This window comes from Campylobacter sp. BCW_4338 (assembly GCF_001763255.1).
Taxonomy (GTDB): domain Bacteria; phylum Campylobacterota; class Campylobacteria; order Campylobacterales; family Campylobacteraceae; genus Campylobacter_D; species Campylobacter_D jejuni.
The window spans coordinates 222,794-235,131 of sequence record NZ_MJYJ01000061.1 but is presented as its reverse complement, the minus strand read 5'-3'; the positions used below and the strand labels follow the sequence as shown (position 1 = coordinate 235,131).

General features: G+C 31.1%; 11 protein-coding genes and 1 pseudogene. All 12 read left to right on the top strand.

Annotated elements, in window-relative coordinates; genetic code table 11:
• On the top strand, positions 1 to 498 hold the full coding sequence (cetB, locus tag AJN69_RS07460) for a bipartate energy taxis response protein CetB (protein WP_002866200.1): 498 nt from the start codon (positions 1 to 3) through the stop codon (positions 496 to 498).
• An 87-nt stretch (positions 499 to 585) separates the two neighbouring features.
• Complete coding sequence (gene mnmG / locus AJN69_RS07455) at positions 586 to 2,445, top strand: tRNA uridine-5-carboxymethylaminomethyl(34) synthesis enzyme MnmG (protein ID WP_070210301.1); 1,860 nt, start codon at positions 586 to 588, stop codon at positions 2,443 to 2,445.
• Entirely contained in the window at positions 2,446 to 3,732 is a 1,287-nt protein-coding gene (locus AJN69_RS07450; protein WP_070210300.1) for an arsenic transporter, read from the top strand.
• An 89-nt stretch (positions 3,733 to 3,821) separates the two neighbouring features.
• Complete coding sequence (gene petA, locus AJN69_RS07445) at positions 3,822 to 4,325, top strand: ubiquinol-cytochrome c reductase iron-sulfur subunit (RefSeq protein WP_002852880.1); 504 nt, start codon at positions 3,822 to 3,824, stop codon at positions 4,323 to 4,325.
• A 1-nt stretch (position 4,326) separates the two neighbouring features.
• Entirely contained in the window at positions 4,327 to 5,577 is a 1,251-nt protein-coding gene (locus AJN69_RS07440) for a cytochrome bc complex cytochrome b subunit (RefSeq protein WP_002852758.1), read from the top strand.
• A complete protein-coding gene (locus tag AJN69_RS07435) occupies positions 5,574 to 6,698 on the top strand; it encodes a cytochrome c1 (RefSeq protein WP_070210299.1) in 1,125 nt (374 codons plus the stop codon). Before AJN69_RS07440 ends, AJN69_RS07435 begins: the two co-directional genes overlap by 4 nt.
• A gap of 125 nt (positions 6,699 to 6,823) precedes the next feature.
• Entirely contained in the window at positions 6,824 to 7,987 is a 1,164-nt protein-coding gene (locus AJN69_RS07430; protein ID WP_002933865.1) for a cyclopropane-fatty-acyl-phospholipid synthase family protein, read from the top strand.
• Positions 7,988 to 8,102: 115 nt separating this feature from the next.
• Positions 8,103 to 8,894, top strand: coding sequence for a 30S ribosomal protein S2 (rpsB, locus tag AJN69_RS07425; RefSeq protein WP_070210298.1), 792 nt, complete (start codon positions 8,103 to 8,105; stop codon positions 8,892 to 8,894).
• Complete coding sequence (tsf, locus tag AJN69_RS07420; RefSeq protein ID WP_070210297.1) at positions 8,894 to 9,967, top strand: translation elongation factor Ts; 1,074 nt, start codon at positions 8,894 to 8,896, stop codon at positions 9,965 to 9,967. The genes rpsB and tsf overlap by 1 nt, the downstream gene beginning before the upstream one ends.
• A gap of 12 nt (positions 9,968 to 9,979) precedes the next feature.
• Positions 9,980 to 10,615 (top strand): ABC transporter ATP-binding protein, encoded by a 636-nt coding sequence (locus AJN69_RS07415; RefSeq protein ID WP_070210296.1) that lies wholly within the window; start codon positions 9,980 to 9,982, stop codon positions 10,613 to 10,615.
• Complete coding sequence (fliR, locus tag AJN69_RS07410; RefSeq protein WP_002855878.1) at positions 10,602 to 11,369, top strand: flagellar biosynthetic protein FliR; 768 nt, start codon at positions 10,602 to 10,604, stop codon at positions 11,367 to 11,369. The genes AJN69_RS07415 and fliR overlap by 14 nt, the downstream gene beginning before the upstream one ends.
• 56 nt (positions 11,370 to 11,425) lie before the next feature.
• Positions 11,426 to 12,338 (top strand): annotated as a pseudogene (locus AJN69_RS07405) (highly acidic protein); the annotation flags it as partial.

Genomic DNA, 12,338 nt, shown 5'->3' with positions numbered 1-12,338 from the left:
ATGTCAAGAGAAATTTTTTTACAAGAAGATAGTTTAATTACTTCTAAAACAGATTTAAAAGGTAAAATAGTTTATGCAAATGATGATTTTTTAAAGTATGCAGGTTATACCATGGGTGAAGTTTTAAATAAACCTCATAACATAGTAAGACATGAAGAGATGCCAAAAACTGTTTTTAAATATTTATGGGATTATATGAAAGAAGGCAAAGAAATTTTTGCTTACGTAAAAAACAAAACTAAAGATAACAATTACTACTGGGTTTTTGCAAATGTAACTCCATCAATAGACATTAATAATAATATCATAGGCTATTATTCCGTTCGTCGTATGCCAAATAAAAGCGCTATTTCTACAATAGAAAGCCTTTATAGTGATCTTTTAAGAGTGGAACAGCAACAAGGTTTAAATAAGGGTGTTGAGATGCTTAAAAATTTCTGCAAAGATGCAGATAAAACTTACAATGAGTTAATTTTCTCTCTCCAAGAAGCTAAATAAATTTTTGTTAGACTTAAAACGAGTTTGTTTTAAGTCTAAATATTATATAATCTTTCTTTTAAAAATTCACATTTTTCAAGGCAAAATATGTTTGATGTCATTGTTATAGGTGGTGGACATGCGGGTGTTGAAGCAAGTGCTGCTGCTGCTAGAATGGGTAAAAAAACCTTACTTTTAACTACATTGATTGAGCAAATAGGAGCAGCAAGCTGTAATCCAGCTATAGGTGGGCTTGCTAAAGGGCATTTGGTAAAAGAACTTGATGCCATGGGTGGTCTTATGGGTGAAATCACTGATGAAGCGGGAATACAATTTCGCATTTTAAATGAAAGTAAGGGTGTAGCCGTTCAAGGAAGTAGGGCACAAATTGATATGGATAAATACCGTATCATTGCACGTAATAAACTTTTAAAACTTCCAAATTTAGAAATTTCTCAAGAACAAGCGAATGCTTTAATCGTAGAAAATGATGAAGTTAAAGGCGTAAAAACAAATTTAGAAAACACATATTTTGCCAAAAAAGTGATACTTACAACAGGGACTTTTTTAAATGGACTTATTCATATAGGCGAAAATAAACTTCAAGCAGGGAGGGTAGGGGAGCTTGCTTCAGTAAATTTAGGAAACTATTTGCAGACTTTGGGTTTGAAAATGGGGCGTTTAAAAACAGGAACTTGCCCAAGAGTGGATGCAAAAAGCATTGATTTTAGCGTGCTTGAAATTCAAGATGGGGATAAAAATCCTAAAGCTTTTAGTTTTCGTTCAAGAAATTTCAATCCTACTCAACTTCCTTGTTATATTGCACGCACTAATACAACTACACATGAGATTATTAAGAATAATTTTTATCGTGCTCCACTTTTTACAGGACAGATTGAAGGTGTGGGGCCAAGGTATTGTCCTTCTATAGAAGATAAGATCAATCGTTTTAGCGACAAAGAAAGCCATCATCTTTTTATAGAGCCTCAAACTATCGATGCGACGGAGTATTATATCAATGGTTTTTCTACTTCTTTACCTTATGAAGTACAAACTCAAATGCTGCGTTCTGTAAAGGGTTTTGAAAATGCTAAAATAACCCGTTTTGGTTATGCTATAGAATATGACTATATAGAGCCAACTGAACTTAAGCATACTTTAGAACTTAAAAAGATTAAAAATCTTTATTGTGCAGGACAGATTAATGGAACTACAGGTTATGAAGAGGCTGCAGCACAAGGCTTTATGGCAGGAATCAATGCAAGTTTAAGCATAGATATGAAAGAGCCTTTGATTTTAAGGCGTGATCAAGCTTATATAGGAGTTTTAATCGATGATTTGGTAGTAAAAGGTACAAAAGAACCTTATAGAATGTTTACTTCAAGAGCGGAATTTAGACTGCTTTTAAGGGAAGAAAATGCTATACTTAGACTCGGAAAATATGGCTATGATTTGGGGCTTTTAAGTGAGCAAGATTTTACTTATATACAAAATATTGCAAACAATCTTCAAAAAGGACTTGAATTTTTACTTTCTAAAGAATTTACGCCTAATAACCAAAATAATGCTTTTTTAGAGAGTTTAGGAGAAGATAAAATTTCTTCTATAGTCAATCTTCAAAAAATTGTTGCAAGAGCAAGTTTTGATATAGAAAAATTAAAAAAACTTGACCCTATATTTGAAACTATGGATCATTACTCTTTAAGAGAAATTTTAAATGGGGCAAAGTATTATCATTATATCAGCATGCAAAAAGCTCAAGTAGAAAAAATGAAAAATCTTAGCGAGCTTAAAATTCCTGAAAATTTTGATTTTAAAAGTGTAAGTGGTTTGAGTAATGAGGTTGTAGAAAAACTTAATCATCATAAACCTCCAACCATTTTTGCTGCAAGTCAAATCAGTGGAATTACTCCTGCAGCGTTAGATATTTTACAAATTTATATCAAAATGCAAAAGAAAAAAGCTTAAATGCTTGCTTTTTTTATTTTTTTATCTACTTTAGTTTTACTTTTTTGGCGTCCATGGAATTTACCTATTTGGGTATTTTCTAGCTTGGGAGCTTTTTTTGTTTTTATTTTTCAATTGGTAGATTTTAAAGATGCTTATTTTGTTTTTTCTTTGGTTTGGGATAGTTCTTTAACTTTGGTTGGGTTGATTATCCTTTCTTTTAGCTTGGAAGCTTTGGGATTTTTTGATTTTATTGCGAGTAAAATTTTGCATTTTTCTAGAGAGAAAAATCAAGAAAAAATTTATATCAGCACAAAAAAATTGATGTTATTTTTGTTGATTTTTGTCTTTTTTCTTTCTGCATTTTTTGCTAACGATGGAGCGATTTTAATCATTACACCTATTATTATAGCTTTATTTTCAACTCTTAAAGATTGTAAAAATCATGCTTTTATTTTAAGTTCTTTTTTGCTTAGTCTTTCTTTTTTATGTGATGCAAGTTCAAACGCTTTGGTTATTTCAAATTTAACCAATATCATCACAGCAAATTATTTTAAGATAGAATTTTTAGAATTTGCTAAAAATATGTTTTTGCCAAATTTTTTTGTTTTGCTTTCTACTATAGTTATGGTTTTTGTGCTTTATGTGAGAGTTTTGCCTAAAAGGCTTGAATTTAAATTAGTCAAAAAAGAGCAAATTTCATCGAAGTTGTTTTTTCTTTGCATAGTATTTTTATTTCTTTTTGTGATCAGTTTTTTTATAGGTGAAATTTTTGATATTAAAATAAGTTTTTTTGCTTTGCTTTGGGCGGGAATTTTTTGGCTTATTGTTTTAAAAATTCAAGGTAAAAAAAGTATTCAAATTCTTTTTGAAGCACCTTATGGAGTTTTGCTTTTTAGTTTTGGGCTTTATATGGTAGTTTTTGCTTTACATAAAATAGGTGTGAGTGAAATTTTGGTTAAAAGTTATACTTTTTTGATGCAAGATAAGAGTGGAATTTTTGGTGTGGCTTTGATTTCAGCTTTTGGATCTTCTGTATTTAATAATTTGCCTATGGTTTTAATCGGAGATTTGGCATTAAAAGAATATTTTGAGAATTTTTCTTTTGATTCTTTGATGATTTATGCGCATCTTTTAGGAGTAAATATAGGCCCAAAACTTACACCAATAGGTTCTTTGGCAACTTTGCTTTGGCTTGGAGTTTTGGCTAGAAAAGGCATTAATATTTCTTTTTGGCAATATTGTAAATTTGGCTTTTTGATAACTTTACCTGTGCTTGTTTTTTCTCTTTTTGCTCTTATTGTCTAAATATCAAAACTTGTTAAACAAAGAAAAAATTTATTTTAATTTCGATAAACTTTTAACTTGGTTAAAAAATAAAATCGAAAGGACAAGTTATGGCTACATCTGAGAGTAGACGAAGCTTTATGGGCTTTGCATTTGGAAGCGTAGCTGCTGTAGGCGGTGTTTTCTCGCTTGTTGCGATGAAAAAAACTTGGGATCCGCTTCCAAGTGTCAAAGCTGCAGGTTTTACTACAGTAGATTTATCAGGAATGCAAGATGGAGAGCTTAGAACTATAGAATGGCGTAAAAAGCCTATTTTTATATTAAAAAAAGATGCGAGTATGCCAAAAGATGAAAAACGTGATGTTGTGGTAGATAACGCAGCTTATACTGTGGTTATAGGACTTTGTACGCATTTGGGTTGTATACCTGCTTACCAACCAAGTGAGCAATTGTTTAAATGTGCCTGTCATGGTGGAGAATTTGACACAAGTGGAAAAAATGTCTTTGGACCTCCTCCAAAGCCTCTTGAAATTCCTCCTTTTAAGATTGATGGAACCAAACTTGTTTTAGGTGAAGAGGGTCCTGAATATAAAAAAATGATAGCGGAGGCTTAAGATGGCACAAATTAGAAAAGCTAATGGCCTTGTAGATTGGCTTGATCAAAGACTTGCAGTACATAAACTGCTTGATGTTTTAATGGTAAAGTATTGGATACCAAAGCAAATTAACTTTCTTTGGGCAATGGGGGTTATTTTAACCACTCTTTTTGCAGTGCTTTTTGTTACAGGACTTTTACTTGTGATGTATTATAAACCAGATACTGCACTTGCTTTTGATAGTGTGAATAAGACTATTATGCAAGAGGTGGATTATGGATGGCTTTGGCGTCACATGCATGGTGTTGCCGCTTCTGTTGTATTTTTGATTATATACATACATATGCTAACAGGAATTTATTACGGTTCTTATAAAAAAGGTCGTGAGATGATTTGGGTTAGCGGTATGCTTTTGTTTGTTGTATTTTCTGCTGAAGCTTTTAGTGGCTATATGCTTCCTTGGGGACAAATGAGTTATTGGGCAGCTCAAGTAATCACTAATCTTTTTGGAGGGATACCATTTATTGGCCCTGAGCTTGTGATTTGGATTCGTGGAGATTATGCGGTTTCTGATCCAACTTTAACAAGATTTTTTATGCTTCATGTGTGCTTGCTTCCTATAGTTATCATTGCTATTATAGCATTTCATTTCTATTCTTTAAGAATTCCTCATGTTAATAATGAAATTTCTGAAGAACTTGACTTTGATTTAGAGGCTGAAAAATACATGGCAGGTGACACAAAGGGTTCTAAAGTGATTCCTTTTTGGCCAGGATTTTTATCAAAAGATTTTATGTATATAAGCTTTTTTATGATTTTCTTCTTTTATTTGGTCTGTTTTAAATTTGAATTTGCAATGGATCCAATTAATTTTGATCCAGCTAATGCGCTTAAAACACCAGCTCATATTTATCCTGAGTGGTATTTCTTATGGAGTTATGAAGTTTTAAGAGGATTTTTCTTTGATATTGCAGGTATTAAAGCTTTTGATATAGGTTTGGCTGCATTTGGTATTGCTCAAGTGATTTTCTTCTTGCTTCCTTGGCTTGATAGAAGTGATGTTGTAAAACCAGCTCATGAAAGACCTTTATTTTTCATTTGGTTTTGGATATTGCTTATTGATTTAATTGTTTTAACAGTTTATGGAAAATTACCTCCAACAGGTGTAAATGCTTGGGTAGGATTTTACGCTTCTATAGTATTTTTACTTTTACTTATTGTAGTTTTACCGGTTATTACTATTATGGAGAGAAAAGGAGCTAAACAATGAGAGAAATAAAAATATTTTTAGTTGTAGTAGTTTTTACTGCGCTTGTATATTGGGGGGTAGAGCCTTATGCTCATTCAGTGATGAAACCTCATGTTGCTCCTGCAAATTTTGATTTTGCTGTTGAAGATACTACTTTTGCAAAAGGTATAGTTGAAGCTAAAGAATTAGCTCTAAAAGATGCACAAGCTTCAGGAGATGCTAAAAGAATAGAGAGTGCAAACAAAGAACTTGAAAAAGCAAAAGAAGAATTAAGTAAAGTTGAAACACTTTGGGCAGATGTTGCAAAGATCGATTTTGCTAAGGGTGATGCAAAAAAAGGTAAAGAATTTTTTGAAAATAACTGTTTTGCATGTCATGGTCTAAAAGAAGATGGAATAACAGCTAATATTACTGATTCTTCTATGGGAGTAATACCACCTGATCTTAGTGCAGCTGGTGCTATTTTTGATGAAAAATTTTTAGCAGCTTTGATTATGCATCCTGCGCTTGCTTTAAAAGTAGATCATAAATTTGGTGATGCTTTTATTATGACAGCTTACAATAAAGATAATTCAGGAGAAAGTGAAGAAGCTACAAATGCAAATATAGCCAATGTAATTGCTTATCTTAAAGATGTGAGTGTTAAATTTGAAGCCAATGAAGATGCTACTATTAAGAAAGATGTTGAGGCAAAATATGCTAAAATGGAAAATAGTGCTCAAAAAGTGGCTTTAATGGAAAAAGATATAAAATTTGCTAAAGATAAAGCAACTTTTATTGAGGCTTGCGGACGTTGTCATGATATGAAATACGATAGCTTTTTTACTCCATCAAATCAAAATGATTTAAAAACTTATTTAGGTTCTGTTCCGCCTGATCTTTCTATGATGATAAGATCTCGTGGTGAGCAATATTTACATGATTTTATTAATAACACTCAAAAACTTCTTCCAGGAACCGCTATGCCAAGAGTAGGTTTAACAGAAGCTGCACAGGCTAAGGTTGTATCTTATATTGATCAAGTAGGTGATAGCAAGAAAGAAGAAAGAAAAACTACAGGAATTTATGTAATGATATTCTTTGTAATTTTAAGTATTTTTGCTATAGGTTGGAAGCGCTCTGTTTGGTCTAAATTACATTAATATTACATTTTTTGCCATTATTTAATGATAATGGCAAAAATCTTATTTTTTCTTCATTTTTATTAATTTTTAAACCTAATTAAGAGATACTATCAAATAATAATTCTTATTAATTGGAGTATGTCATGCTTGAAAAACAAATGATTAAATTTATTCTTTCAAAATGGAATTATGGAAATTTTAGAATTGTATTTTGGGATCAAGAAGAATTTCATGTGGGTAATCAGTCTGCTAAATTTTCTTTAATTTTCAAAGAAAAAATACCTTTTTTAAAATTATTTAGTGATACGAGTTTAGTTTTTGCAAAACATTATATGGAGTCTAAACTAGAAATAGAAGGTGATTATGATGAAATAGCTAAAGTTTTGTATTATTTTTCAAATAAGCGTTTTTTAAAAAATACAGAGGATATCTTGAGTAAAATAGCCCAAAAACAGGAAAGTAAAAATATTAAAAGTCATTATGATATAGGTAATGATTTTTATAAGCTTTGGCTTGATGATACTATGAGCTATTCTTGCGCTTATTTTAAAGAGCCTAATAATACTCTTTATGAAGCTCAAATTAACAAAATAGAACATACTCTTAAAAAACTTGATTTAAAAGAAGGAGAAAAGCTTTTAGATATAGGTTGTGGCTGGGGTTGGCTTTCTATTATGGCGGCTCAAAAGTATGGAGTTAGAGTTGTTGGAATTACTATTTCAGAGGAGCAGTGTAAAAAAGCCAAGGAAAGAGTAAAAGAACTTGATCTTGAAGATAAAATAGAAATAAGACTTCAAAATTATCAAGATTTAGAATTTGAAAATTATTTTGATAAAGTTGTTTCTGTGGGTATGTTTGAACATGTAGGCAAAGAGAATTTAGGACTTTATTTTATGAAAGTAAAACAAGTTTTAAAACCTGGAGGTTCTATGCTTTTACATTCTATTTTAGCCATGTTTGAAGGAAAAACAAATGCTTGGATAGATAAATATATTTTTCCAGGAGGATATTTGCCTTCTTTAAGAGAGGTTGTAAGTGCTATGAGTGAATGGGATTTTCATCTTCTTCTAGCAGAAAGTTTAAGAATGCACTATGCAAAAACTTTAGATTTATGGGATGAAAATTTTAATAAAGTATTGGACAAGGTAAGGGAAAAATATGATGAAGAATTTATAAGAATGTGGGATTTATACCTTCGTTCTTGCGCCTCTGCTTTTCGTGTTGGAAGCGTGGATTTGTTCCAATTTTTAATCACAAAGGAAATTAATAATAATTTAAGTCTCACTAAAGAATACATATATAAGTAAAAACTAAACTTAAATTTGATAGAATCCTAGCTTCATTTCACACACATCAATCCTTTTTAGCTTGTGTAAATTAAGGGATGTGGAGGAATAAAGCTAAATTTATAAGGAGAAACTCATGGTTAGTATGAGAGATTTATTAGAATGTGGTGTGCATTTTGGACATCAAACAAGACGCTGGAATCCAAAGATGAAAAAATTCATTTTTGGCGAGAGAAAAGGTATTTATGTAATTGATTTACAAAAAACTTTAAGATATTTTAGATATACCTATAATATCGTTCGTGATGCTGCCGCTGAAGGAAAAACTATACTTTTTGTTGGAACAAAAAAACAAGCAGGTGGAGCGATTAAAGAATACGCTGAAAAATGCGGTATGCCTTATGTAAATCATAGATGGCTTGGCGGTATGATGACAAATTTTGGTACTATTCGCCAATCAATTAGAAAATTAGAAGTAATTGAAAAAATGGAAGAAGATGGAAGTATTAAGCTTTTAACTAAAAAAGAAGCTTTAATGCTTACAAGAAAAAAAGAAAAATTATTAGCTTATTTAGGTGGAATTCGTTATATGAAAACTCAACCTGATATGATTTTTGTTGTTGACACAGTAAAAGAAAAAATTGCTGTTCAAGAAGCAAATAGATTAAGAATTCCTGTTGTAGCTCCACTAGATACAAACTGCGATCCTGATTTGGTAACTTATCCTATTCCAGGAAATGATGATGCAATTCGTTCAGTGCAACTTTTCTGTCAAGAAATGGCTGAAGCGATTAATGAGGGAAAAGCTTTAAGAGAACAAGATGGTGAAGCTTTACCAAATAAAGAAAAAGAAATCACTGATGAAGAGAAAAAAGAAGTTTTAGATGAAGCGATGAGCGAAGAAGACTTCGGTGAGGAGCAAGAATAATGGCTGAAATCACTGCTGCAATGGTAAAAGAACTCCGCGAAAGTACAGGTGCGGGGATGATGGATTGTAAAAATGCTTTGAGTGAAACTAATGGAGATTTTGATAAAGCAGTGCAACTTTTAAGAGAAAAAGGTTTAGGCAAGGCTGCTAAAAAAGCAGATAGACTTGCTGCAGAAGGTTTAGTAAGTGTAAAAGTAAGCGATGATTTTACAAGCGCAACTGTAAGTGAGATTAATTCCGAAACAGATTTTGTGGCAAAAAATGATCAGTTTATCGCCTTAACAAAAGATACTACAGCTCATATTCAAAGTAATAGCTTACAAAGTGTGGAAGAACTTCATTCAAGCACAATCAATGGCATAAAATTTGAAGAATATTTAAAAAGTCAAATTGCAACTATAGGAGAAAACTTAGTTGTAAGAAGATTTGCAACTTTAAAAGCAGGTGCTAACGGCGTTGTAAATGGTTATATCCATACAAATGGCCGTGTTGGTGTTGTGATCGCTGCAGCTTGTAATAGCGCTGAAGTGGCTTCAAAATCAAGAGATTTGTTAAGACAAATTTGTATGCATATTGCAGCAATGAGACCAAGTTATTTAAGTTATGAAGATTTGGATATGACTTTTGTTGAAAATGAATACAAAGCTTTGGTTGCTGAACTTGAAAAAGAAAATGAAGAAAGACGCAGACTTAAAGATCCAAATAAACCTGAACATAAAATTCCTCAATTTGCAAGTCGCAAACAATTAAGTGATGCAATTTTAAAAGAAGCTGAAGAAAAAATCAAAGAAGAGCTTAAAGCTCAAGGTAAACCTGAAAAAATTTGGGACAATATTATCCCAGGTAAAATGAATAGCTTTATAGCTGATAATTCTCAACTCGATAGCAAACTTACTTTAATGGGTCAGTTTTATGTAATGGATGATAAAAAAACTGTAGAACAAGTGATCGCTGAAAAAGAAAAAGAATTTGGCGGAAAAATTAAAATTGTTGAATTTATTTGCTTTGAAGTTGGCGAAGGTTTAGAAAAGAAAACTGAAGATTTTGCGGCTGAAGTTGCTGCACAACTTTAAAAACGGTTAAAAATGGAACTCTTAAGAGCGGAAAATTTAAGCCATAGTTTTGATTATCCGCTTTTTGAGGGTTTAAATCTTACTTTAAATACTAAAGATTGCATTGCTATTCAAGGGAGCAGTGGTTGTGGTAAATCTACTCTTTTGCATATACTTTCTTCTTTATTGATTCCAAAAAAAGGTGAAGTTTTTTTTAAAAGTTCTAGTCTTTATCAGATAGATGAAAACGAAAGATTAAACATTCGCCGTTATGATTTTGGTATTATTTTTCAGACACATTATCTTTTTAAAGGTTTTTCAGCTTTAGAAAATATCGAACTTGCTAGTGTTTTATCAGGTCAAGATTTAGATGAGAAAATTTTAAAAAGGTTAGGTATTGATACGCTTTTGTATCAAAAAATAGGAAAGCTTAGCGGCGGACAACAACAGCGTGTGAGTATCGCACGTGTGCTTTGTAAAAAACCAAAGATTATTTTTGCTGATGAAGCAACTGGAAATTTGGATTTTGATAATGCTAAAAATGTTATCGAGCTTTTAATATCCTATGTTAAAGAAAATGATGCAGCTTTATTTTTTGTAACTCACGATAGCAAGCTTGCAAGTTTTTGTGATAAAACTTATACTATAAACGCCAATGGAATTTGTTAATTATTTAGGTGATAAAAATGTTGTAACTTTTATGTTGCTTCTTGCTAGAATGAGTGGTCTTATAGTTTTTTTTCCTTTTTTTTCACATAATTCTATTCCTATGGTGATAAAAAGTACTATAGTTTTATTTTTGACTATGTATTTATATCCTTTGGCTAGATTAGAATCTTTGCATTTAGATAGTTTTTTTGTTTTACAGCTTATTAGTGAAGTGATTTTTGGAATGATAGCAGGATTAATGCTTCAAATTATTTTTGCTATTATTATGATGGCAGGCGAGCAGATTGCTTTTACTATGGGATTTACTATGGCAAGTATATTAGATCCAAGTTCTGGAACGAGTATGCCTATCACATCTCAAATTTTAAATTTGCTTGCTTTGATGTTTTTTCTTGCTTTTGATGGCCATCATTTAATGCTTTTGTTTTTAAGTCATTCTTTGGGTTATATTAGTTTAGGTGGATTTTATCCGCATGAGAATTTAATGCATTATCTAAATATGGGTATGTTTAATATTTTCATCATAGGTTTTACTATGAGCTTTCCCATACTTGGAATTTCACTTTTAGCCGATGTTATTTTTGGACTTTTGATGAAAACAATGCCACAATTTAATCTTTTAGTTATTGGATATCCTATAAAGATAGCTTTAGGCTTTGTAGTTTTGATTGCTATTTTACTAGTTATGATGCAATATTTTAAAAATTTAATTTTAGAACTTTTTACTCATATGCAAACTCTTTTTTTCTCCTAAGGAAAGGATAAATGAAATTATCGTAAAATAGTGATTATTTTTCAAGGATTAAAGTGATGAAAATTTTACTTTTAAATGAAAACCCTGTAGTTTCAAGACTTGTAAGCCTTAGTGCTAAAAAAATGTCTTATGATTTTGAAGAACTTAATGCTTATAGTGAAAATTTGGGTAATTATGATGTGATTGTTGTAGATAGTGATACTCCAGCACCTTTAAAAATTCTTAAAGAAAAATGCGATAGATTGATTTTTTTAGCCCCGCGAAATCAAAATGTAGATATAGATGCACAAATTTTACAAAAACCTTTTTTACCTACAGATTTTTTAAATTTACTTAATAATAAAGATACAAACAAACATACATCTATTGATTTGCCAATATTAAGTAATGATGAAAATCCTTATGCCGATATAAGCTTGGATTTAGATAATTTAAATTTAGATGATTTGCCTGATGAAAATTCTTTAGATATAAATTCAGATGGAATGGAAGATTTGAGTTTTGATGATAATGCGCAAGATGATAATGCAAACGAAACTTTAGAAACTCAAAATTTAGAAGATGAAAATTTAGAACAAGAAGCAACTAAAGAACAGATTCAAGAAGACACTCAAACTGATTTAGATTTAACTTTAGAAGATGGCAAAAACGAAAAAGAAGACTTAAGCCAAGAACATACAGCTTTGGATACTGAGCCTAGTTTAGATGAGCTAGATGATAAAAATGATGAAGATTTAGAAATCAAAGAAGATGATAAAAATGAAGAAATAGAAAAGCAAGAATTATTAGACGATTCTAAAACAAATGCATTAGAAATGCAAGAAGAGCTTAGTGAATCTCAAGATGATAATGCAAACAAAGCTTTAGAAGTTCAAAATTTAGAAGATGAAAATTTAGAACAAGAAACAACTAAAGAACAGATTCAAGAAGACACTCAAACTGATTTAGATTTAACTTTAGAAGATGGCA

Bases quoted from the DNA above. Each gene is read 5' to 3' on its own strand.
- cetB (WP_002866200.1), top strand. From the start codon at position 1: ATGTCAAGAGAAATTTTTTTACAAGAAGATAGTTTAATTACTTCTAAA.
- mnmG (WP_070210301.1), top strand. From the start codon at position 586: ATGTTTGATGTCATTGTTATAGGTGGTGGACATGCGGGTGTTGAAGCA.
- AJN69_RS07450 (WP_070210300.1), top strand. From the start codon at position 2,446: ATGCTTGCTTTTTTTATTTTTTTATCTACTTTAGTTTTACTTTTTTGG.
- petA (WP_002852880.1), top strand. From the start codon at position 3,822: ATGGCTACATCTGAGAGTAGACGAAGCTTTATGGGCTTTGCATTTGGA.
- AJN69_RS07440 (WP_002852758.1), top strand. From the start codon at position 4,327: ATGGCACAAATTAGAAAAGCTAATGGCCTTGTAGATTGGCTTGATCAA.
- AJN69_RS07435 (WP_070210299.1), top strand. From the start codon at position 5,574: ATGAGAGAAATAAAAATATTTTTAGTTGTAGTAGTTTTTACTGCGCTT.
- AJN69_RS07430 (WP_002933865.1), top strand. From the start codon at position 6,824: ATGCTTGAAAAACAAATGATTAAATTTATTCTTTCAAAATGGAATTAT.
- rpsB (WP_070210298.1), top strand. From the start codon at position 8,103: ATGGTTAGTATGAGAGATTTATTAGAATGTGGTGTGCATTTTGGACAT.
- tsf (WP_070210297.1), top strand. From the start codon at position 8,894: ATGGCTGAAATCACTGCTGCAATGGTAAAAGAACTCCGCGAAAGTACA.
- AJN69_RS07415 (WP_070210296.1), top strand. From the start codon at position 9,980: ATGGAACTCTTAAGAGCGGAAAATTTAAGCCATAGTTTTGATTATCCG.
- fliR (WP_002855878.1), top strand. From the start codon at position 10,602: ATGGAATTTGTTAATTATTTAGGTGATAAAAATGTTGTAACTTTTATG.